The organism is Pseudomonas sp. 2,4-D (assembly GCF_030418155.1).
Taxonomy (GTDB): Bacteria; Pseudomonadota; Gammaproteobacteria; order Pseudomonadales; family Pseudomonadaceae; genus Aquipseudomonas; species Aquipseudomonas alloputida.
In genome coordinates, this window is sequence record NZ_JAUHUI010000002.1 from 254552 (window position 1) to 274151 (window position 19600).

The following is a 19600-nucleotide window of genomic DNA, read 5'->3' on the forward strand; positions in this document are numbered from 1 at the left end:
ACATGGCAACCATCAAAGACGTCGCGGCACTGGCGGGTATTTCCTACACCACCGTGTCCCATGTACTCAACAAGACCCGTCCGGTCAGCGAGCAGGTGCGGCTGAAAGTGGAAGCCGCCATCATCGAACTGGATTACGTGCCCAGTGCGGTGGCGCGCTCGCTGAAAGCGCGCAGCACGGCCACCATCGGCCTGTTGGTGCCCAACAGCGTCAACCCGTACTTCGCCGAGCTGGCGCGGGGTATCGAAGATGCCTGCGAGCGCAACGGCTATTGCGTAATCCTGTGCAACTCCGACGACAACCCGCAGAAGCAGCGCAGCTACCTGCGCGTGCTGCTGGAAAAGCGCATCGACGGCCTGGTAGTGGCCTCGGTGGGCCAGGACGACGACCTGCTGCAAAGCCTGGCCAGTGTGCGCACGCCAATGGTCATCGTCGACCGTGAACTGGAAGGCGTCGATGCCGACCTGGTGCGCATTGACCACGAGCAGGGGGCGTACCTGGCCACCCGGCATCTGCTGGAACTTGGCCATCGCGACGTCGCCTATATCGGCGGCCCCGCCGAAACCGGGGTTACCCAGCTGCGCCTGAGCGGCTTCCGCCGTGCCATGGCCGAAGCCGGTGCGCCCGTACCGGGCAGCCGTGTACTGCACTGCGACTTCACCAGCCCGGGTGGCCATGCAGCGGCGGCGCAGGTGCTGGAAGGCAAGCGGCCCTCGGCGATTTTTGCCGGCAACGACATGATCGGCTTTGGTGTGCTGCGCGCTGCAGCCGAACGCAATATCAGCGTACCCGGCGAGCTGTCGGTGATCGGCTTCGACGACATCGAACTGAGCCGCTACGTGTACCCACCACTGACCACCGTGGGCCAGTCGATCCGCGAACTGGGCGAGAGCGCTGCCTCGTTGCTGCTGACGCGTATCGCTACGCCCCGGCAAGGCGCGGCGGAGCAGCGCATTGTCGCCCCGCGTATCGTCTTGCGTGAGTCCACCGGGCCGCGCCCGGACCTGTTCAATGAATACCGCTAACGCTAAGGAAACGTCATGAATGCCAAGGTTGTGGTGGTCGGCAGCCTCAACATGGACCTGGTGGTCCGCGCCCAGCGCCTGCCACGGGCCGGCGAAACCCTCCCCGGCGATAGCTTTTTCACGGTGCCGGGCGGCAAGGGTGCCAACCAGGCGGTGGCGGTAGCGCGGCTGGGGGGCAGCGTGGCGATGATCGGTAATGTGGGGGATGATGATTACGGTCGGCAGCTGCACCGGGCATTGTATGTCGAGGGTATCGACTGTCAGGGTGTCAGCACCTGCCCGGGCACGTCCAGTGGTGTGGCGCTGATCACGGTGGATGCTGCCAGCCAGAACTGTATTGTCATCATTCCCGGCGCCAACGGCCTACTTACGCCGCAGTCGGTGCTGCACTTCGATGCACTGCTGCAGGCCGCCGAGGTGGTCATCTGCCAACTGGAAGTGCCCACTGAGACTGTGGCTTGCACACTGGCCAGGGCGCGTGAGCTGGGCAAGCAGGTCATCCTGAACCCGGCACCCGCTACCGGCCCCTTGCCAGCGGACTGGTTTGCGCATATCGATTACCTTACCCCTAACGAAAGTGAGGCCGAAGCCTTGACCGGTGTGGCGGTGACCGACCAGGACAGTGCCCGGCGCGCAGGCGAGCGCTTGCTGCAGCTGGGGGCAGGCAAAGTGATCATCACCTTGGGTGCGCAAGGTGCCTTGCTGGTTACTGCCCAAGGTCATCAGCACTATCCGGCGCCGCACGTGCAACCGCTGGACACCACCGCTGCCGGCGATACCTTCATCGGTGGCTTTGCTGCCGGCCTGGTGCGTGGGCTGGAGGAGGGGGAGGCGATCGCCTTTGGCCAGCGTGCCGCAGCATTGTCGGTTACCCGTGCCGGTGCCCAACCGTCGATTCCCTATCTGGCGGAGCTGACGCCATGAAGAAAACCCCGCTGTTGAACGTTGCCCTGTCGCGGGTCATTGCCGGTATGGGGCATGGCGATATCCTGGTGATTGGCGATGCCGGGCTGCCGGTGCCGCCGGGTGTGGAACTGATCGACCTGGCCATTACGCCTGGCCTGCCGGACTTCGCCAGCGTGCTGCGGGTGGTGCTGAGCGAACTGCAGGTTGAGCGGCATGTGCTGGCAGAAGAAATGCAGAAAGTGGTGCCACCCGCGCTGGTCGAAATCGAGCGACTGAAGGGCAAGCTGGGCAAGCGCGAATGGCTGACCCATGAGGATTTCAAAGTGCTGTCGCGCAGTGCCCGTGCGGTGGTGCGCACAGGCGAGTGCCAGCCCTACAGCAATATCGCCCTCATCTCCGGTGTCACCTTCTAGCCGCTTCCACAAAGGACGCCGGGCTGTGTAAACGCATGATTCATAGGCAACAGGAGTGCCACCCATGCTCAAGTCCCTGCTACAAGGAGTCGTCTTCATGGCCACAGCCTCCACCCTCCAGGCCGCACCCATCGATCTGATCATCGACACCGATCCCGGCGCCGACGATGTGGTGGCGCTGTTTCTGGCCATGGCTTCGCCCAACGAACTCAGTATCCGCGCCATCACCACCGTGGCCGGCAACGTTCGCCTGGACAAGACCTCGCGCAATGCCCGCCTGGCCCGAGAATGGGCGGGGCGTGAAGACATCCCGGTGTACGCTGGTGCCGGCCGCCCATTGGTGCGCACGCCGATCTACGCCGCCGACGTTCATGGCGAAGAAGGCCTCACCGGCGTACAGGTGCACGAGCCGAAAGCGCCCCTGGCCCAGGGCAATGCCGTGCAATACCTGGTCGATACCCTCGGCGCAGCCAAACCGCACAGCATCACCGTCGCCATGCTCGGCCCGCAGACCAACCTGGCCCTGGCGCTGATCCAGCGCCCGAGCATCGCCAAAGGCATCAAGGAGGTGGTGGTCATGGGGGGAGCGCATTTCAACGGCGGCAACATCACCCCGGTGGCGGAGTTCAACCTCTACGCCGACCCGCACGCCGCCGAAGTGGTGCTGGCCAGCGGCGTGCAGCTGACCTACCTGCCGCTGGATGTCACGCACAAGCTGCTGACCAGTAACGCCCGCCTGAAGCAACTGGCAGCCGTGAACAACCAGGCCAGCAAGCGCGTGGTGGATATCCTCAATGCCTACATCACCCACGATATGGACGTGTATGGCATACCTGGCGGCCCCGTTCACGACGCCAGCGTCGTCGCCTACCTGTTAAAGCCCGAACTGTTCAGTGGCCGGCGTATCCACATGAGCATCGACAGCCGCGAAGGGCCCACTTTCGGCCAGACAATCGCAGACTGGTACGGTGTACTCAAGCGGCCGGCAAATGTGCTGTGGGTGGAGCAGGGTGATGCCCAGGGGCTGTTCGACCTGCTCAGTGACCGTCTGGCGCGATTGGAATAGCCGCGTGCGGCGCGTAGCGCTCGAACACCTGGTCGATGAAGCTGCGTGCCGCCTCGGCACCGTTGTCGCGCACCAACAGGTCGATGGCGATCAACAGCAACTCTTCCGGTGTGCCAGGGCTGTACGCGCTCTGGCCCTCGGCCCATTTGACCTTGATATCGGCATCGATGCTGTGGGTGCTCATGAAAAGCTCTCGCTAGGGGCCCGGAACGAAGGAGGAACACCTGACCCTGGTGTTCGATGGAGGCGGGATGCGCTCCACTTCTTGCAGCAAATCATGGCTTTGCGCCGGTGACCGTGCGAGCTAAGCATATGGCAAACGCAGCGTGTTGTGCAAAATTCGGTCACGATTGCTTTTCGCCTCGCCGCTGCAGTTCAGGCAGACTTGACCGGTTTTGCAACAAATGATGAGCGGAGCTGTCGGATCAGGCAGTTCCCGGACCGATTTAGGAGGCTTCATGTTCCGTACCCGTGCTTACCTGGCAACTCTGGCTGTGGCTGCTGTCCTGGCGGGTTGCAGCACTGGTGGCAATGCTGATGGTGGTGCTGCGCCGGCCGCGCCAGTGGGCAACGATGGCCGCTGCGAAGCCAGTGGTGCCGACTTTGCCATGGGCAAGCAGGCCAGCGCTGAATTGCTGGAGCAGGCACGCAAGGCCAGCGGCTCGCAGATGGCGCGCATTCTCAAGCCGCACGACGTGGTCACCCTGGAGTACCGCTCCGAGCGCCTGAATCTGAACGTGGACGAGCAGGGCAGGGTAACCCGCGTCAACTGCGGTTGATGCACGCGCGGGCAACTGCCTTGCGCAAAATGTGAAAAGCCTGCGCGGTCGCCTGTAGGAGCGGGTTCGCCCGCGAACCCGGGCAAAGCCCGTGCCATTCACCCTACAATCTGTTTCACAGGCAATCCCGCCCCACTCAGATGATGCATCACCCATAAAAAAACCCGCCACAAGGGCGGGTTTTTTTACAGCTATCCGAATTACTCCGGACGAACCTGTGCAGCCTGCATGCCCTTCTGGCCGCGCTCGGCGACGAAGGAAACAGTCTGGCCTTCTTTCAGGCTCTTGAAGCCGTCAGATTCGATGGCTTTGAAATGTACGAACAGGTCGTCGCCGCCGCCTGCTGGGGTGATGAAGCCGTAGCCTTTCTCATCATTGAACCATTTGACGGTGCCTTGTTGGCGATTGGACATGGGTGAATCTCCAGAACATTTAGTTTTTTCAGTGGTGCAATGCGGCCGAGGCTACGGAGCACGAGATACATCATAGTCTAATTCTGCGCATCTAGCGCCTTTTACCTTCGCAGGATATTGATCCAGCTCAAAGAATGGCTGGCCATCACCGGCTTTAAGGTTTCAGCTCTTCGGTGCGCAGGCCTGTTTCACCACCGACTGCGCCTTCTGCATCAGCTTGGCGTCAACGCCGTCCTTGCTGTCGAGGTCGGCAATCTCGGCGTCGGTGAAGTTCTTTTTGATGGCTTGCGCGCCGCAGTCGCAGTGTTTTTTCGCGGTGGCAGCGTCAACGCCCTGGCCGCTGGCCACTTGCGTGCACTGGGTCATGTAGGCGGCCTCCTTCCCGGCTGGGAAGTTGCCGGCGTTCGCGGCCACGGGCAGCAGCAGGGCGCCAGCGGCCGCCAGGGCCAGAAGAGACGGAACTCGCATCACCAGTTACTCCTTGGGTTTAGGTCTCATCAAGAGTAGGTTGCTTCCCAAAGTCTGAGCGGTATTTTTCCGCGTTAGTTCACCGCTGCGGTGCAATTTCCAAATATTTCTGCCTGGGGTGCAACCCGCGTGCTAGCATGCTCGGCTTGCGGTCGCGCTGTTGCCGGCTGCAGCTATCTTTTTCTTTCCAGTCACTCTGGTTCGTCCCTGACAAGCCGAAAGGCTTCTGCCACTGTGGGGCAGGCTTCCTTTTACCGGAAGGCAGGTCGGATCTTGTACTGGCTCATCCCAACCCACGTGACCTTTGGTAGGGGTCACCACTAGGAGAGGAGGCGCCATGCCCGTTATTACTCTTCCCGATGGCAGTCAACGTTCGTTCGATCACGCCGTATCCGTAGCCGAAGTAGCCGCTTCCATCGGCGCTGGCCTGGCCAAGGCCACCGTTGCCGGCAAGGTCGACGGCAAGCTGGTCGATGCGTGTGACCTGATCAGCAACGACGCCACCCTGCAGATCATCACCCCTAAAGATGAAGAGGGACTGGAGATCATTCGTCACTCGTGCGCCCACTTGGTTGGCCACGCCGTGAAGCAGCTGTACCCGACCGCCAAGATGGTGATCGGCCCGGTCATTGACGAAGGCTTCTATTACGACATCGCCTACGAACGCCCCTTCACCCCAGAAGACATGGCCGCCATCGAAAAGCGCATGATGGAGCTGATCGAAAAAGACTACGACGTGGTCAAGAAAATGACCCCGCGCGCCGAAGTCATCGATGTGTTCAAGGCCCGTGGCGAAGACTACAAACTGCGTCTGGTCGAAGATATGCCGGATGAACAGGCCATGGGCCTGTACTACCACGAAGAATACGTCGACATGTGCCGCGGCCCGCACGTGCCGAACACCCGCTTCCTCAAGGCATTCAAGCTGACCAAGCTGTCCGGCGCCTACTGGCGTGGCGATGCCAAGAACGAGCAACTGCAGCGTGTGTACGGCACGGCCTGGGCTGACAAGAAGCAGCTGGCTGCGTACATCCAGCGCATCGAAGAAGCCGAAAAACGCGACCACCGCAAGATCGGCAAGCAGCTCGACCTGTTCCACCTGCAGGAAGAAGCCCCGGGCATGGTGTTCTGGCACGCCAATGGCTGGACCGTCTACCAGGTACTCGAGCAGTACATGCGTGGCGTGCAGCGCGAAAACGGCTACCAGGAAATCAAGACCCCGCAGGTTGTCGACCGCATCCTGTGGGAGCGTTCCGGCCACTGGTCCAACTATGCCGAAAACATGTTCACCACTTCGTCGGAAAGCCGTGACTACGCGGTAAAACCGATGAACTGCCCGTGCCACGTGCAGGTGTTCAACCAGGGCCTGAAAAGCTACCGCGACCTGCCACTGCGTCTGGCTGAGTTCGGTGCCTGCCACCGTAACGAGCCGTCCGGCGCACTGCACGGCATTATGCGCGTGCGTGGCTTCGTACAGGACGATGCGCACATTTTCTGCACCGAAGATCAGGTGAAGAAAGAAGCCGCCGACTTCATCAAGCTGACCTTGGACGTGTACAAGGACTTCGGTTTCAGCGACATCGCCATGAAACTGTCCACTCGTCCGGCCAAGCGTGTCGGTTCCGAAGAGTTGTGGGACCGTGCTGAAACAGCACTGGCCGACGCCCTGAACGAATCCGGCCTTGAGTGGGAATACCAGCCGGGCGAGGGGGCCTTCTACGGCCCGAAAATCGAGTTTACCCTGCGCGACTGCCTCGGCCGTAACTGGCAGTGCGGTACCCTGCAGTACGACCCGAACCTGCCAGAGCGTCTGGATGCCAGCTATATCGCCGAAGATAACAGCCGAGTTCGCCCGGTCATGCTGCACCGCGCTATCCTCGGTTCGTTCGAGCGCTTCATCGGCATGCTGATCGAGCACTACGCTGGCGTATTCCCGGCGTGGCTGGCGCCGACCCAGGCGGTGATCATGAATATCACCGACAAGCAGGCCGATTTCGCCCTTGAGGTTGAGAAATCTCTGAACGGAAGCGGTTTCCGTGCCAAGTCGGACTTGAGAAATGAGAAGATCGGCTTTAAAATCCGCGAGCATACTTTGCTCAAGGTCCCGTACCTTTTGGTTATAGGGGACCGCGAAGTCGAAACGCAAACCGTCGCTGTGCGTACTCGCGAAGGCGCAGACCTGGGCTCCATGCCCGTCGCCCAATTCGTTGAGCTGCTGACACAAGCGGTTTCCCGGCGTGGTCGCCAAGAATCGGAGTAATGACTATTAAGCGTGAAATGAGAAACGATAAGCGTGCTGTACCGAAGGCCCCGATCAACGAGAATATCTCGGCCCGCGAGGTTCGGTTAATTGGCGCAGACGGCGAGCAGGTTGGCATCGTCTCGATTGATGAAGCGCTGCGTATCGCTGATGAAGCGAAGCTGGACCTGGTAGAAATCTCTGCAGACGCGGTACCACCCGTTTGCAAGGTCATGGACTACGGCAAGCACCTCTTCGAGAAGAAGAAGCAGGCTAACGAAGCCAAGAAAAACCAGAAGCAGATCCAGATCAAAGAAATCAAGTTTCGTCCAGGGACGGAGGATGGGGATTACCAGGTAAAACTACGCAACCTGGTACGTTTCCTTACCGATGGGGACAAGGCCAAGATCTCTCTGAGATTCCGTGGTCGTGAGATGGCCCACCAGGAGCTGGGCATGGAGCTGTTGAAGCGGGTCGAAGCCGACCTCGCCGAATACGGCACCGTTGAGCAGCATCCGAAGATGGAAGGACGCCAGCTTATGATGGTCATCGCCCCCAAGAAAAAGAAGTAATCTCCCGGGCACGGCAGGCCTGATGATTATGTGTAATTTTATCGAATGCGGAGTTCCAACATGCCAAAAATGAAAACCAAGAGCGGTGCTGCGAAGCGCTTCCTGAAGACAGCTTCGGGCTTCAAGCACAAGCACGCTTTCAAGAGCCACATCCTGACCAAAATGTCGACCAAGCGTAAGCGTCAACTGCGCGGTGCCAGCTTGCTGCACCCGTCCGACGTCGCAAAAGTCGAGCGCATGCTGCGCGTTCGTTAATTCTGGTTAAGATAGAGGAAGTTACTCATGGCTCGTGTTAAGCGCGGCGTTATCGCTCGTAAGCGTCACAAAAAAATTCTGAAACTGGCTAAAGGTTACTACGGTGCACGTTCGCGCGTATTCCGTGTAGCCAAGCAAGCGGTCATCAAGGCAGGCCAATACGCCTACCGCGACCGTCGCCAGAAGAAGCGTCAGTTCCGCGCACTGTGGATCGCTCGTATCAACGCCGGTGCCCGCACCAACGGTCTGTCCTACAGCCGTCTGATTGCTGGCCTGAAAAAGGCTTCGATCGAAATCGACCGTAAGGTTCTGGCTGATCTGGCAGTGAACGAAAAAGCGGCGTTTGCTGCGATTGTCGAGAAAGCTAAAGCCGTTCTGGCTTAAGTACCCGCGACAATCACCCGGCGGTGCTAGCGCTGCCGGGCATTGAACGTCATCGATAGGGGAAGAGCCTTCAAAGCTCTTCCCCTATTTTCGTATCTGGAGTCTGTACATGGAAAACCTGGATGCGCTGGTCTCCCAAGCCCTAGAGGCCGTGGAACGCGCTGAAGACATCAACGCCCTGGAACAGATCCGGGTTAATTATCTCGGCAAGAAGGGCGAACTGACCCAGGTGATGAAGACCCTGGGCAACCTGCCAGCCGAAGAGCGGCCGAAAGTCGGCGCGCTGATCAACGACGCCAAAGAGCGCGTCACCGTTGTGCTCAATGCCCGCAAGGCTGCCTTTGAAGAGGCTGAGCTCAGCGCTCGCCTGGCTGCCGAATGCATTGACGTCACCCTGCCAGGCCGCGGCCAGGCCACCGGTGGCCTGCACCCGATCACCCGTACACTCGAGCGCATCGAGCAGTTCTTCACCCACATTGGTTACGGCATTGCCGAAGGCCCAGAGGTGGAAGACGACTACCACAACTTCGAAGCGCTCAACATCCCTGGCCACCACCCGGCGCGGGCGATGCACGACACCTTCTACTTCAATGCCAACATGCTGCTGCGTACCCACACCTCGCCGGTGCAGGTGCGGACCATGGAGTCCACCCAGCCGCCCATCCGCATTGTGTGCCCGGGCCGCGTATACCGCTGCGACTCGGATATCACCCACTCGCCGATGTTCCACCAGGTCGAAGGCCTGCTGATCGATCGCGATATCAACTTCGCCGACCTCAAGGGCACCATCGAAGAATTCCTGCGCGTATTCTTCGAGAAAGAACTGGCGGTCCGTTTCCGCCCATCGTTCTTCCCCTTCACCGAGCCGTCTGCAGAAGTCGACATCCAGTGCGTGATGTGTTCCGGCAACGGCTGCCGTGTGTGCAAACAAACCGGCTGGCTGGAAGTGATGGGCTGCGGCATGGTGCACCCGAATGTGTTGCGCATGTCCGGCATCGACCCAGAAGAGTTCCAGGGCTTCGCCTTCGGCATGGGTGCCGAGCGCCTGGCCATGCTGCGCTATGGCGTCAACGATTTGCGTCTGTTCTTCGACAACGACCTGCGGTTCCTAGCCCAATTCCGCTAGGCCCAATCGACGCAACTTTCAGGAGAACAGCATGAAATTCAGTGAACAGTGGCTGCGCGGTTGGGTCAACCCGCAAGTCTCCCGTGACGAACTGGTCGCCCGCCTGTCCATGGCCGGCCTCGAAGTTGACAGCGTTACCCCCGCTGCCGGCCAGTTCAGCGGCATCGTCGTGGGCGAAATTCTCGCCACCGAGCAACACCCGGACGCCGACAAGCTGCGCGTTTGCCAGGTAAGTAGCGGCCAGGAAACCTTCCAGGTTGTGTGCGGCGCCCCTAACGCCCGCCCAGGCATCAAGATCCCGTTCGCCATGATCGGTGCCGAACTGCCAGGCGACTTCAAGATCAAGAAGGCCAAGCTGCGCGGTGTCGAGTCCTTCGGCATGCTGTGCTCGGCTGCCGAACTGCAGATCAGCGAAGAAAACGACGGCCTGCTGGAACTGGCTGCCGACGCTCCGGTTGGCGAAGACATTCGCACGTACCTGAGCCTGGATGATTCCAGCATCGAAATCGGCCTGACCCCGAACCGCGGCGACTGCCTGTCCATCGCCGGCCTGGCCCGCGACGTCAGCGCCCTGTACGACACCCCGGTCACCCGCCCGGTGGTGCCAGCCGTAGCGGCCGCCCATGACGAAGTGCGCCCGGTCGAAGTCAGCGCCCCGGCTGCCTGCCCGCGCTACCTGGGCCGCGTTATCCGTAACGTCGACCTGAGCAAGCCAACCCCACTGTGGATGGTTGAACGCCTGCGCCGCAGCGACGTTCGCAGCATCGACGCCGCCGTCGACATCACCAACTACGTGATGCTCGAACTCGGCCAGCCGATGCATGCCTTCGACCTGGCAGAAATCAACGGTGGCATCCGCGTGCGCATGGCCGAAGAGGGCGAAAAGCTCGTCCTGCTCGACGGCCAGGAAGTTGCCCTGCGTGCCGACACCCTGGTCATTGCCGACCACACCCGCGCCTTGGCCATCGCCGGCGTCATGGGTGGCGAGCACAGCGGTGTGAACACCGAAAAAACCCGCGACCTGTTCCTGGAAAGCGCCTTCTTCGAGCCGATTTCCGTCGCCGGTAAAGCCCGTTCCTACGGCCTGCACACCGATGCCTCGCACCGCTACGAGCGCGGCGTCGACTCGCAACTGGCCCGCGAAGCCATGGAGCGCGCCACCCAGTTGCTGCTGGACATCGTTGGCGGCGAAGCCGGCCCTGTGGTCGAAGCGGTCAGCGAACAGCACCTGCCACAAGTAGCCCCGGTCACCCTGCGTGCCGAACGCATCACCCAGATGCTTGGCATGGAAATGGAGCCGGCCCAGGTCGAGCAGCTGCTCAACGCCCTCGAGCTGACCACGACCAAGAGCGGGGAAGGGCAGTGGACCGTCCGCGTGCCAAGCCACCGCTTCGACATCAGCCTGGAAGTGGACCTGATCGAAGAGCTGGCCCGTCTGTACGGCTACAACAACCTGCCGGTTCGTTACCCGCAAGCCCGCCTGGCCCCACAGGGCAAGCCGGAAACCCGCGGTGACCTGCCGACCCTGCGCCGCCTGCTGGTTGCCCGCGGCTACCAGGAAGCCATCACCTACAGCTTCATCGATCCGAAACTGTTCGAACTGTTCAGCCCGGGCGTAGAGCCGCTGCTGCTGGCCAACCCCATCTCCAGCGACATGGCCGCCATGCGCGCCTCGCTGTGGCCGGGCCTGGTCAAGGCACTGCAGCACAACCTGAACCGCCAGCAAGACCGCGTGCGCCTGTTCGAAAGCGGCCTGCGCTTTGTCGGCCAACTGGGTGACCTGCAGCAGCAGCCAATGATTGCCGGCGTAATCACCGGCAGCCGCCTGCCAGAAGGCTGGGCCAACGGCCGCGACGGCGTCGACTTCTTCGACGTCAAAGCCGACGTGGAGGCCCTGCTGGGTTACTCCGGCGCCCTGAGCGACTTCACCTTCAGCGCCGGCAAACACCCAGCCCTGCACCCAGGCCAGACCGCTGCCATCGAGCGTGACGGCAAACTGGTCGGCTACCTCGGCGCCATCCACCCAGAGCTGGCCAAGGCCTTGGGCCTGGACCGCCCGGTGTTCCTGTTCGAGCTGGTGCTGGGCGACGTGGTCGAAGGCCGCCTGCCGAAATTCAGCGAACTGTCCAAGTTCCCGGAAACCCGTCGCGACCTGGCTTTGATCGCAGGACGTGAGGTGGCTTCTAGCGCGGTGCTTGAATTAATTCGTGACAATGCAGGCGAATGGCTCACAGACCTCAGGCTGTTTGATGTGTACCAAGGTAAAGGCATTGATCCTGATAGAAAAAGCCTTGCCGTCGGCTTGACCTGGCAGCATCCATCGCGCACTCTTAACGACGATGAGGTGAACACTACCCTGCAAAACATCCTCACCTCGCTCGAACAAAGGTTGAACACCACGTTAAGGAAATAACGGCATGGGTGCTCTGACGAAAGCTGAGATGGCCGAAAGGCTGTACGAGGAGCTGGGGCTTAACAAGCGTGAGGCCAAGGAGCTGGTCGAGCTGTTTTTCGAAGAAATTCGGCACGCACTTGAAGAGAACGAGCAGGTCAAGCTGTCCGGTTTCGGCAACTTCGACCTTCGCGACAAACGCCAGCGGCCGGGCCGCAACCCCAAGACAGGGGAAGAGATCCCGATCACCGCACGGCGCGTCGTCACCTTTCGTCCAGGGCAGAAATTGAAGGCCCGGGTTGAGGCCTATGCTGGAACCAAGCCATAACGACGAACTGCCCCCCATACCGGGCAAGCGCTACTTCACCATTGGTGAAGTGAGCGAGTTGTGTGCCGTAAAGCCACACGTGCTGCGGTATTGGGAGCAGGAGTTCGACCAACTGAACCCTGTGAAGCGGCGGGGGAACCGGCGGTATTACCAGCGCCAGGATGTGCTGATGATCCGCCAGATTCGTGCGCTGCTGTATGATCAGGGGTTCACCATTGGCGGGGCGCGGTTGAGGCTCTCCAGTGATGAGGTTAAAGATGAATCCAGCCAGTACAAGCAGCTGATTCGGCAGATGATTGTTGAATTGGAGGATGTGTTGGTGGTTTTGAAGAAGTAAGCCGGGTTTCTGATGAGTGGAAAATTTTTTGAGAAAAAGCTTTCATTTATCAGGAGGTTAGGGTACATTCTTCAACGTTCTCGGCAAGATTGAGAACATGCTTCAAAGCCCAGTCGGGGCGTAGCGCAGCCCGGTAGCGCACTTGCATGGGGTGCAAGGGGTCGAGTGTTCGAATCACTCCGTCCCGACCATATATTTCAACGACTTAGCCACCTTCGGGTGGCTTTTTCGTTTTTGCATGTGGGGAGTTTTTCGGGACTTCATCCGATTTTTCTTCTTCAAGATCGTCAACACCGGCCCGCGAGAGTCAGTTGTTGATACCATGTTCGCAGCCTCAATCAGCTTGCCCAGCTCAGCGCCGGAGTAGTGGCTGGTGATGCTGCCGTTCTTGTGCCCGAGCAGTGACTTCCGATCCTCTTCAGTAACGCCTGCTGCCCGCAGTCGTCGACCGAAGGTGTGCTTCAAGTCGTGAATCCTGATCGAGGCATATCTAGGGTGAGCGGGGCGAAGGTTTTCCTCCTGCCAGAGTTTCGCCGCTCTCACCCGTGCCTTCTTCCATGCCGAGTCGTTCATCCGGTGCATCGCGGTGCCGTTGTATGGAAATACCCATTCCTTGCTGATCCCACGCTGCCATTCAATAATCGACTTGGCTACGTTGTTCAGCACCACCAGGCGCTCGTCGCCATTCTTTACGCCCGACCGGGCGTGTCTCCCGCCGAAGTCAGCAGGGATCAGGAAAACACTGGTTCCCAGTTCCGGCACCGATATCTCCCAATCCCACCTCAGCTTGCACACCTCTTGCTCCCGACAGCCCGTGTTTACCTTGAACAGGGCCATCGTTTGTAGGTGGCCCGGTAACTCGTTGAAGAGGATCGACTGCTCTTCCCATGACATTGGGTAGGGCTTACGGCTCGACTTCTTCTCTTCGAGCTTCCTCAGCATGGGCACACTGTCCAGCCATGGCCGGCGATCGTCGTCTCGCCACTTCCTGGCGCATAGCGTCAAAACCCGGACCGCGCGCTCAATTGCGATGTTAATCGTCCGGTTGCTTACGGCCTTTTCAATGGTCCCATCCGGCAGAACCTTTTCTGTCTGCCGGTCCCTGATAAACGGCTCCAGCGCCTGGTCATCGATGTGCGTCAGCGGCAGATGGCCCAGGTATGGATGAAGCTGCTTCATGCACAAGGCAGTCAGGTGGATGGATGGCTGATCCTTGACCTCAAGGAGGTAGCGCATGCCGCCTCCTCCCAGGTATGCACCTGCCGAACGCCATACACCTTCCTTTGACGCAGTTGCTCGAGCTTGTGGATCAGGTACTGCTCTGCTTCTTCCCGGTCACCAGTTCCAGTACTTTCTCGAATTCGCTCCCCTTTGTAGACTTTATCGATTTGCCAGACACCGCCCTTCTCGTAGAGGCCAGTGATCGTTTTTCGCGCCATGTATCATCTCCTCGGCGCTCGCTGCGGGGCCGATTGTTGTCCTGTCCGGTGGCTTTTTCAATCGCCTTGGCTTCGATGTAGGCGTCCGCCCACTCATCAAGCTCCTGGCGGTCAAAGGCCACGCCCTGTTTTCCGATAGGGAATTCCCGCACGTTCGGCCTGACCGTCTTGTTGAACTCATCCCGGCACATGCCGAGATATCCAGGTGCATCGCCGAACCGGATGAACCGCGGCTGAATGCTTGTGGGCTTTGCTGCTGTGGCATTCGCCATGTGTGTCTCCACACCGCCGGTGGCGGTAGGTTGGTGGTCAGGCTGCTGGCGCAGGCTCGACGCGGTAGTACTCGGTTGCCCTGCAGCGCGGGCAGACCATGGTGCTGAGGCCTTCCGCCCATTTGCATGGGGCTGGAATCCGCTCGCTCTCCTTGTGCTTGTTGCGGCAACGGCAGCACTTCACGGTGATATCGGACATAGGTCATCCTCGCCCGCGCAGGTCGGCGGGCTTGAGTAGTGGAGGGAGGGTTAGGCGAATTCGGCGGCGAACGCGTCGACCAGCGCCTGACTGGTGAAGTTGATCGGGAGAGCGTCGGTGCTCTTTCCGTCGCTGATCAGCACCCACCCGTTCTTGTAGAGGGTGCAGGTGTTCCTGCCCTGGCAAACGCGGGCGATCGGCAGGCCGCCGAACGGCAGCCAGCGGTTGATGCGATAGACCAGCCTCCTCATGGCATCAGCTCCTTCGGCACCTGGACGGTATCGCCGAACTCAGTTGCGACCACTGCCTGACACGCCGCAATCAGGGCCGTGCCACAATAGTCCGTGCCGTAGTGCTCGCCGGCCTTGTAGTAAACACTGGCCGGCCAGCGCTCCGACATCTCAGTGCCCTCGGGCCCTTCATGGGCTTCTGGGATGAGCGAGACCTGATATTTCACAGCCAGGGGCCCGCCCAGCGCCCAGTCTTCCCACGGGTTGTAGCGTTTGGTGTGCTCGATGGCCTGGCCCTGGTACCGGGCGAACACGCGCCAGGGCACCCCGTTGTATCCGGGCGGCTCAAGGAAAAGGGGCGAGACCTTGCGATGGCTGATACCTCTCATCAGTCCAGCGCCCAGGCGCCAGTGCGGGTGTAGGTTCGGGTTGTGTTTCGTGCGGGGAGAGCTGGCGCTCGTTGCCGGCCTGCAGCTGGCTGTCGGGGATCCAACTGATGCCGCCCTTGTAGTAGTGGCCGCTGTAGACCCAGCAGGTGACGGCGCGCTTGTCGTCGTGGATGACCTCGACATTGGGGGTGAACTGTTCTGCGCTGGCGCCGGTGGCCAGCAACAGGAGGCAGAGGGCGAGGCGGGTCATCAGCAGTCCACCCAGTTGAGTTCTCTGATGTAATCGCCGCCGGCGCACAGGTGCTCGTCGTTGATCGCTTCCAGATCCTTGATGTCTGCCAGGGCGGCCTTGGCCCGCTCTAGAGCCAGCTCGGCATGGCTTAGCTGTTGGCGTTTTCTGGCCTTGTAACTGCTCAGCGCCTCCTCTTTGCGGGGGTAGGCGAACCGGCGCCAGGAGTTTTTCGATACTCGTTTGGCGTTGCCCCAAACTTTCCCGGTGGCTTCCTGGCGCGCCATGGCATAACCCTCGCTGCCTCTCGCGGACCACCACGTAGCGCCGGCACGCGATCGTGACGCCTTCGGGGGCCGATGGAATCGATGTAGCGGAAGTGGTCCGGCCAAGCCGGTTTCTTTTCTACGGGCATGACTTCGTCCTTGACCGCCATATCGCGGCAGTAAGTTGTACAACATTCTGTTTTTGTACAAGAAAATCGGCCGGTGGTCCGATTCAGTTCTCAATCTTGGGAACCGCGATTGCGTCTCGCCTCGCTTTCGCTAAGGTGAAGGTTCGCCATCACATACAACCAAAGTCGTAGGAGGTCGACATGAGAATTCGCGGTGATGTTTTTTGGTCTTGGGCTGACCCGACGCTTCACCATAGGACTCATGACGAAACGCTCGTTGATGGAACACTTATAGATGTACAGGTGCGACTGTCTCGGACAGGTAACACGCAGATGTTCATTGGGGTATATGCCGCAAGCGGTATGGCTCTGCATGAAGAGGCGTTCGACTCCCGCCCCGGTGAATCCATGACCAGGGCTTTGGCCTGGGGTGTTGGTCGGGCTCGCCGGATCGCCACTGATCCCCAACCAAAATTTGACCAGGTCGCCTGCTCGAACTAGTGGGAAGAGAGGTCAATGCCTGGCGGAGTACAAATGTGCTCCGCCGAGCATTCAGCGCGCATGAAAGCTGCCATGTGGCCCATCTGCTCAATGCGCTTGAGAACCACAGGAAGAGTTGCGTCCGCTTTGTCCCCATCCGTTGCCAGAGGGGTTGGCCAGCCGCACAGGTACGCTTGCCGCGGAAGCTGGTCCACTCGGTCCGTTCCATTCCGCTGAGCTGTCTTTCCCGGCGTGTCCTTCCGTCCCTGGTGGTCGGGGTGACCCAGCCGGCCAGCGCTGCGATCTGATTCAGCGGTCGCCCGGTATCCCACGGTCGAGCGTCCTTTGCCCCGCGATTTGCGTCCATAGCTGTTGGCGTGGGCCACCCAGTACGTGCGGTCTCGGATATGCGGAGCACTGACGCCCGCAGGCGTAGGACCAAACGCCGACGCCGGCGAAGAGGTGGCATTGGGTGTAGGGCTTGAGGTCATCTGGGTGAACATCCTCGATCGATCGTCAACGTCACCTGGCGCGATGTGGCCCGCTGCGATCAGATTTCGGAGCCACTGCGCAGCGTATTGGTCGATTTCGTTGTAATACGCAGACATGGGTGGTCCTCGCCAAAGCGGCGTGAAGTTTTAAATGGAAAGGGTTATTCGCAGAGGCCGTAGGCCGATGAGCATCTGTTCTGGCTGTCAGTCCGAGCGATTAGATCAACCATGTCAAACTGGCGGCCGCCGCGCGCGGTGTTGGCCCAGTCGACCATGCGGTCGATGCCGTGGGTGGTGGCGCTAACCTTGTCATCAGGCCTGACGGTGGGATCGGTCAGCTCAGCCCGCGACACTGGAATGCGCTGGTGGCGAAGTACAGCACGCACAAGGGGCGCAAGATCGATTCAATTGGACGGCTCATTGCCATCGTGCCAACCCCGGCGCCTAAGCGCTTCACTCAGCAGGCCGTGCTGGTCTGGGCGGTTCCGCAGCAAACGAAGGGGATTCAGCGCAAGGTGCCTCAGTTCAAGGCGCCCGAACCACGCGAGAACGAGGAGGAAGGGCAGTGGGACTGGCGCAACAAGGCTGCCGCCGCCGCCGTTGAGCGCGCCAACAAGCACGCCCGTGCCGTGGCCGAGGTGAAGCCGGGGGAGATGATCGTCCTGGCCGAGTCGAATTACGACATGACTAACTGGGATTCCCAGGGCCTGACCGAGCGCACCTATCAGCGTTGGAATCGGGCCATCAAGGGCGCTCTGGAGTCTCTGGTAAACGAGGCGCTGGCCGAGGCTCAGCACATGCTTGAAGCGATTGGCGTGCTATTCGACGAGGCCGCGTGAAAGGGCCTCAAAAGGGCTTGCAATATCATGTCGCCATGTCGTAATTTTGCTTCATCCTGTCATTCATGCGCGTGTTGAGGAGTGACACACAGAACCCGGCCACCGCGCCGGGTTTTTTATTGCCCGAAATAGGCCCTCAAAATTTCCATAATTGCGCCGGTCTTTTTAATTACCCCGGTGGTCTGGTATTCCACCTTATGGCAACCTTAGGGCGCATACTCGCTTTAGCTCAGAATTTCTGAGTTAATGAGAGGTACTTATGTCTAGTGACATTTCCAAGCCAGATGGATCTCCGGGACTTGAATTGGAAGTCGGGTCAGGTACAGAAAAGCGTGAGGGGTTGGAAAAATCTAGCCCAGAGGATAGAGACGACTATATCGATCCCGACGCTACGCCTGAACTAGAACCTGAGTTTTATGAGCGTCCAAAAGCTTCAAATTCGGAAAAGTTCAGTAGTCAGCAGGCCGGCTGGACTTATCCTGGGCGCCGTTGGTAGAAGCGCCCAACCAAGTACGGCTCTTTCGCCACATACGCTCCTCGAAGCTGATGATCCACTGGGCTACACCCAGATGATGACGAGCTAGGCCTTGAAAAAGGTCCGGAGAGTGACCGTAGGCAGATGCGTACAAATGATGGATCACTCGCTGAGTAATTCATTTATCTGAGCTCGGATAATCGGGCTCATCAGAGGTTTATATGACAGATAAAACATCGCGCCAGGGGGAAAGAAGTTCTGGTGCAAATACATCTTCCCAAGGCTCAAGGGCGGAGGGAAGTAAGGGTGCCAACACCGAGCGGGCTTCAAAGGCAGAGCTCTACAGTCGGCACGACAAGGTTGCTGACAAAGATCTTAAAAGTGATCCGCGAAAGTCATGAAATAGAACATTTGAGCTGATTGACGCGCCCGATTGATTGGGATAGCGCTAATAATCACTAGCTAGCCGCCTTCGGGCGGTTTTTTGTTCAGGTGAATTAGCTCCCCATCAGATCAACGGATGTACGCTTACCATCCTAAGCTTCGGAACTTCCGGGGCTTTTCGTTATGTGCTGCTCCGCACGTTTGCCCGGTCCCTGAATAGGGCCTCGCCGGGCCTTTTCTTCTAGGATCCACACATGGCCGAACCAGCAAGCACGACTGCCGGCGTCCTGCTGGTAAGTACGGCGTGATCATTGGCGGCTTCGCAGGAGCGATCCTCTCGCTGACCTTTCTGCGAGGCCTCACCCGGGGCCAGGCGGTCGCCGCCTTCTTCACCGGTTTCGCTTCGGCAGTCTTCTGCACCCCGCTCGCCATCAGCTATTTCAGCCTTGGCGCGAGCGGAGAAACCCAATACGGCGTGGCCTTTCTGATAGGCCTTCTGGCAATGAACATCATCCCGGTGCTGAAGTCGCTCGTGGGGTCGTTCGGAGCCAAAGGAGCTACCTGATGAGCTCGACCCTGATTTCAGTTCTGATCGGCGCGAATGCTTTTCTGAGCGTGCTGGTGGTGATCGCTGCGTGCGACTACCTGCGCCGGATCAGACCAACGGATGCGCCGCTACTGGCCGTCGCGTTCTACCTAGTGGCCATTGGAGCGTTCGGCTCGTTCGTCCTGGCCATGAACGGCCATGTTCCCACCCTGTACGGCGTGATCCTCAAGCTGGGGATCGTCCTGTACGCGGTTGCCCGGCGCGGCCATGTGTTCCAGCCGGGGTAGGGGCGCCACCAATTCGAGATGCGCCGTTTCGTGGCGCGGGAGTGAACATGAGTAACGTAACCCGCATACGCCATGAGCTGCCGGCCAGCATGGATATCGTCCATGCGGTAGCCGAATTCGATACGGCCATCGTGAAGGCTATCGACGCAGCCAAAGAAGCTGGCCTTCCCCAAGGTCTGTTGGTCGGCCTGCTGCACGGTCATGCCCATGCCGAGACGCACAGGATGGTCGCCAGGTAAAAC

26 protein-coding genes, 1 tRNA gene and 2 pseudogenes are annotated in these 19600 nt (G+C 59.9%); 19 read left to right on the forward strand and 10 right to left on the reverse strand.

The window, feature by feature from the left end; translation table 11 throughout:
• Window positions 1-2: 2 nt before the first annotated feature.
• The 4 genes from QYE47_RS03445 to QYE47_RS03460 all read left to right on the forward strand — a co-directional run bounded on the left by QYE47_RS03445 (window position 3) and on the right by QYE47_RS03460 (window position 3410).
• On the forward strand, window positions 3-1025 hold the full coding sequence (locus QYE47_RS03445; RefSeq protein ID WP_014591559.1) for a LacI family DNA-binding transcriptional regulator: 1023 nt from the start codon (window positions 3-5) through the stop codon (window positions 1023-1025).
• A gap of 15 nt (window positions 1026-1040) precedes the next feature.
• Window positions 1041-1949, forward strand: coding sequence for a ribokinase (gene rbsK, locus QYE47_RS03450; RefSeq protein WP_014591558.1), 909 nt, complete (start codon window positions 1041-1043; stop codon window positions 1947-1949).
• Window positions 1946-2344, forward strand: a complete 399-nt coding sequence (gene rbsD / locus QYE47_RS03455) for a D-ribose pyranase (RefSeq protein WP_003250646.1) — start codon at window positions 1946-1948, stop codon at window positions 2342-2344. The genes rbsK and rbsD overlap by 4 nt, the downstream gene beginning before the upstream one ends.
• Window positions 2345-2408: 64 nt before the next feature.
• Window positions 2409-3410: a nucleoside hydrolase gene (locus QYE47_RS03460; RefSeq protein WP_070384032.1), complete on the forward strand. Its 1002-nt coding sequence runs from the start codon at window positions 2409-2411 to the stop codon at window positions 3408-3410.
• Here the strand turns inward: QYE47_RS03460 and QYE47_RS03465 are convergent.
• On the reverse strand, window positions 3382-3594 hold the full coding sequence (locus QYE47_RS03465) for a hypothetical protein (RefSeq protein WP_003250649.1): 213 nt from the start codon (window positions 3592-3594) through the stop codon (window positions 3382-3384). The genes QYE47_RS03460 and QYE47_RS03465 overlap by 29 nt on opposite strands.
• Before the next feature lie 274 nt (window positions 3595-3868).
• On the opposite strand from QYE47_RS03465, the gene QYE47_RS03470 reads away from it, so the two are divergent.
• Window positions 3869-4189, forward strand: a complete 321-nt coding sequence (locus QYE47_RS03470; RefSeq protein WP_014591556.1) for an I78 family peptidase inhibitor — start codon at window positions 3869-3871, stop codon at window positions 4187-4189.
• Between the two features lie 200 nt (window positions 4190-4389).
• Here the strand turns inward: QYE47_RS03470 and QYE47_RS03475 are convergent, their stop codons facing one another.
• Entirely contained in the window at window positions 4390-4602 is a 213-nt protein-coding gene (locus QYE47_RS03475) for a cold-shock protein (RefSeq protein ID WP_003250656.1), read from the reverse strand.
• Between the two features lie 162 nt (window positions 4603-4764).
• Entirely contained in the window at window positions 4765-5070 is a 306-nt protein-coding gene (locus QYE47_RS03480; protein ID WP_012052881.1) for a hypothetical protein, read from the reverse strand.
• A 337-nt stretch (window positions 5071-5407) separates the two neighbouring features.
• On the opposite strand from QYE47_RS03480, the gene thrS reads away from it, so the two are divergent.
• From thrS to QYE47_RS03525, 9 genes are all read left to right on the forward strand, one after another.
• On the forward strand, window positions 5408-7330 hold the full coding sequence (gene thrS / locus QYE47_RS03485; protein ID WP_010953409.1) for a threonine--tRNA ligase: 1923 nt from the start codon (window positions 5408-5410) through the stop codon (window positions 7328-7330).
• On the forward strand, window positions 7330-7881 hold the full coding sequence (gene infC / locus QYE47_RS03490) for a translation initiation factor IF-3 (RefSeq protein ID WP_012052879.1): 552 nt from the start codon (window positions 7330-7332) through the stop codon (window positions 7879-7881). The genes thrS and infC overlap by 1 nt, the downstream gene beginning before the upstream one ends.
• 60 nt (window positions 7882-7941) lie before the next feature.
• The gene (rpmI, locus tag QYE47_RS03495; protein WP_003250667.1) at window positions 7942-8136 is read left to right on the forward strand and encodes a 50S ribosomal protein L35; all 195 of its coding nucleotides are present in this window, start codon (window positions 7942-7944) and stop codon (window positions 8134-8136) included.
• A 27-nt stretch (window positions 8137-8163) separates the two neighbouring features.
• Window positions 8164-8520 carry a 50S ribosomal protein L20 gene (rplT, locus tag QYE47_RS03500; protein ID WP_003250671.1) on the forward strand — a complete coding sequence of 119 codons (357 nt, stop codon included), beginning with the start codon at window positions 8164-8166 and terminating at the stop codon, window positions 8518-8520.
• 109 nt (window positions 8521-8629) lie between these two features.
• Entirely contained in the window at window positions 8630-9646 is a 1017-nt protein-coding gene (gene pheS / locus QYE47_RS03505) for a phenylalanine--tRNA ligase subunit alpha (RefSeq protein WP_003250674.1), read from the forward strand.
• Window positions 9647-9677: 31 nt separating this feature from the next.
• On the forward strand, window positions 9678-12059 hold the full coding sequence (pheT, locus tag QYE47_RS03510) for a phenylalanine--tRNA ligase subunit beta (protein ID WP_070384031.1): 2382 nt from the start codon (window positions 9678-9680) through the stop codon (window positions 12057-12059).
• A 4-nt stretch (window positions 12060-12063) separates the two neighbouring features.
• A complete protein-coding gene (gene ihfA / locus QYE47_RS03515) occupies window positions 12064-12366 on the forward strand; it encodes an integration host factor subunit alpha (RefSeq protein ID WP_003250679.1) in 303 nt (100 codons plus the stop codon).
• A complete protein-coding gene (locus QYE47_RS03520; RefSeq protein WP_014591553.1) occupies window positions 12347-12703 on the forward strand; it encodes a MerR family transcriptional regulator in 357 nt (118 codons plus the stop codon). Before ihfA ends, QYE47_RS03520 begins: the two co-directional genes overlap by 20 nt.
• Before the next feature lie 114 nt (window positions 12704-12817).
• Window positions 12818-12894 (forward strand) — tRNA-Pro (locus QYE47_RS03525).
• Window positions 12895-12973: 79 nt separating this feature from the next.
• Here QYE47_RS03525 and QYE47_RS03530 read toward each other — a convergent pair.
• The 7 genes and pseudogenes from QYE47_RS03530 to QYE47_RS27260 all read right to left on the reverse strand — a co-directional run.
• Window positions 12974-14127, reverse strand: a pseudogene (locus tag QYE47_RS03530) (tyrosine-type recombinase/integrase); the annotation flags it as partial.
• Window positions 14013-14414, reverse strand: coding sequence for a hypothetical protein (locus QYE47_RS03535; RefSeq protein WP_237141825.1), 402 nt, complete (start codon window positions 14412-14414; stop codon window positions 14013-14015). The gene QYE47_RS03535 and the pseudogene QYE47_RS03530, both read right to left, overlap by 115 nt.
• Before the next feature lie 37 nt (window positions 14415-14451).
• Entirely contained in the window at window positions 14452-14613 is a 162-nt protein-coding gene (locus QYE47_RS03540; RefSeq protein ID WP_019438787.1) for a hypothetical protein, read from the reverse strand.
• 50 nt (window positions 14614-14663) lie between these two features.
• Window positions 14664-14864, reverse strand: coding sequence for a hypothetical protein (locus QYE47_RS03545; RefSeq protein WP_019438788.1), 201 nt, complete (start codon window positions 14862-14864; stop codon window positions 14664-14666).
• Window positions 14861-15169, reverse strand: a complete 309-nt coding sequence (locus QYE47_RS03550) for a phage protein NinX family protein (RefSeq protein WP_070384030.1) — start codon at window positions 15167-15169, stop codon at window positions 14861-14863. The genes QYE47_RS03545 and QYE47_RS03550 overlap by 4 nt, the downstream gene beginning before the upstream one ends.
• A 19-nt stretch (window positions 15170-15188) precedes the next feature.
• Window positions 15189-15482, reverse strand: a complete 294-nt coding sequence (locus QYE47_RS03555) for a hypothetical protein (RefSeq protein WP_070384029.1) — start codon at window positions 15480-15482, stop codon at window positions 15189-15191.
• Window positions 15482-15748: a hypothetical protein gene (locus tag QYE47_RS27260; protein ID WP_317616991.1), complete on the reverse strand. Its 267-nt coding sequence runs from the start codon at window positions 15746-15748 to the stop codon at window positions 15482-15484. Before QYE47_RS27260 ends, QYE47_RS03555 begins: the two co-directional genes overlap by 1 nt.
• 308 nt (window positions 15749-16056) lie before the next feature.
• Between QYE47_RS27260 and QYE47_RS03565 the strand changes: the two genes are divergently transcribed.
• From QYE47_RS03565 to QYE47_RS03585, 5 genes and pseudogenes are all read left to right on the forward strand, one after another.
• Window positions 16057-16356, forward strand: a complete 300-nt coding sequence (locus QYE47_RS03565; RefSeq protein ID WP_019438790.1) for a hypothetical protein — start codon at window positions 16057-16059, stop codon at window positions 16354-16356.
• Window positions 16357-17191: 835 nt separating this feature from the next.
• Complete coding sequence (locus QYE47_RS03570) at window positions 17192-17665, forward strand: hypothetical protein (protein WP_014591547.1); 474 nt, start codon at window positions 17192-17194, stop codon at window positions 17663-17665.
• Between the two features lie 1113 nt (window positions 17666-18778).
• Window positions 18779-19089: pseudogene (locus QYE47_RS03575) on the forward strand (peptidase M48, Ste24p).
• Complete coding sequence (locus QYE47_RS03580; RefSeq protein ID WP_014591546.1) at window positions 19089-19358, forward strand: hypothetical protein; 270 nt, start codon at window positions 19089-19091, stop codon at window positions 19356-19358. The pseudogene QYE47_RS03575 and the gene QYE47_RS03580 overlap by 1 nt, the downstream one beginning before the upstream one ends.
• Before the next feature lie 47 nt (window positions 19359-19405).
• Entirely contained in the window at window positions 19406-19597 is a 192-nt protein-coding gene (locus QYE47_RS03585; RefSeq protein WP_019438796.1) for a hypothetical protein, read from the forward strand.
• Window positions 19598-19600 lie beyond the last annotated feature (3 nt).

Coding starts and splice junctions, on each gene's coding strand:
- QYE47_RS03445 (WP_014591559.1), top strand. CDS start 3: ATGGCAACCATCAAAGACGTCGCGGCACTGGCGGGTATTTCCTACACC.
- rbsK (WP_014591558.1), top strand. CDS start 1,041: ATGAATGCCAAGGTTGTGGTGGTCGGCAGCCTCAACATGGACCTGGTG.
- rbsD (WP_003250646.1), top strand. CDS start 1,946: ATGAAGAAAACCCCGCTGTTGAACGTTGCCCTGTCGCGGGTCATTGCC.
- QYE47_RS03460 (WP_070384032.1), top strand. CDS start 2,409: ATGCTCAAGTCCCTGCTACAAGGAGTCGTCTTCATGGCCACAGCCTCC.
- QYE47_RS03465 (WP_003250649.1), bottom strand. CDS start 3,594: ATGAGCACCCACAGCATCGATGCCGATATCAAGGTCAAATGGGCCGAG.
- QYE47_RS03470 (WP_014591556.1), top strand. CDS start 3,869: ATGTTCCGTACCCGTGCTTACCTGGCAACTCTGGCTGTGGCTGCTGTC.
- QYE47_RS03475 (WP_003250656.1), bottom strand. CDS start 4,602: ATGTCCAATCGCCAACAAGGCACCGTCAAATGGTTCAATGATGAGAAA.
- QYE47_RS03480 (WP_012052881.1), bottom strand. CDS start 5,070: ATGCGAGTTCCGTCTCTTCTGGCCCTGGCGGCCGCTGGCGCCCTGCTG.
- thrS (WP_010953409.1), top strand. CDS start 5,408: ATGCCCGTTATTACTCTTCCCGATGGCAGTCAACGTTCGTTCGATCAC.
- infC (WP_012052879.1), top strand. CDS start 7,330: ATGACTATTAAGCGTGAAATGAGAAACGATAAGCGTGCTGTACCGAAG.
- rpmI (WP_003250667.1), top strand. CDS start 7,942: ATGCCAAAAATGAAAACCAAGAGCGGTGCTGCGAAGCGCTTCCTGAAG.
- rplT (WP_003250671.1), top strand. CDS start 8,164: ATGGCTCGTGTTAAGCGCGGCGTTATCGCTCGTAAGCGTCACAAAAAA.
- pheS (WP_003250674.1), top strand. CDS start 8,630: ATGGAAAACCTGGATGCGCTGGTCTCCCAAGCCCTAGAGGCCGTGGAA.
- pheT (WP_070384031.1), top strand. CDS start 9,678: ATGAAATTCAGTGAACAGTGGCTGCGCGGTTGGGTCAACCCGCAAGTC.
- ihfA (WP_003250679.1), top strand. CDS start 12,064: ATGGGTGCTCTGACGAAAGCTGAGATGGCCGAAAGGCTGTACGAGGAG.
- QYE47_RS03520 (WP_014591553.1), top strand. CDS start 12,347: ATGCTGGAACCAAGCCATAACGACGAACTGCCCCCCATACCGGGCAAG.
- QYE47_RS03535 (WP_237141825.1), bottom strand. CDS start 14,414: ATGGCGAATGCCACAGCAGCAAAGCCCACAAGCATTCAGCCGCGGTTC.
- QYE47_RS03540 (WP_019438787.1), bottom strand. CDS start 14,613: ATGTCCGATATCACCGTGAAGTGCTGCCGTTGCCGCAACAAGCACAAG.
- QYE47_RS03545 (WP_019438788.1), bottom strand. CDS start 14,864: ATGAGGAGGCTGGTCTATCGCATCAACCGCTGGCTGCCGTTCGGCGGC.
- QYE47_RS03555 (WP_070384029.1), bottom strand. CDS start 15,482: ATGACCCGCCTCGCCCTCTGCCTCCTGTTGCTGGCCACCGGCGCCAGC.
- QYE47_RS27260 (WP_317616991.1), bottom strand. CDS start 15,748: ATGGCGCGCCAGGAAGCCACCGGGAAAGTTTGGGGCAACGCCAAACGA.
- QYE47_RS03565 (WP_019438790.1), top strand. CDS start 16,057: ATGAGAATTCGCGGTGATGTTTTTTGGTCTTGGGCTGACCCGACGCTT.
- QYE47_RS03580 (WP_014591546.1), top strand. CDS start 19,089: ATGAGCTCGACCCTGATTTCAGTTCTGATCGGCGCGAATGCTTTTCTG.
- QYE47_RS03585 (WP_019438796.1), top strand. CDS start 19,406: ATGAGTAACGTAACCCGCATACGCCATGAGCTGCCGGCCAGCATGGAT.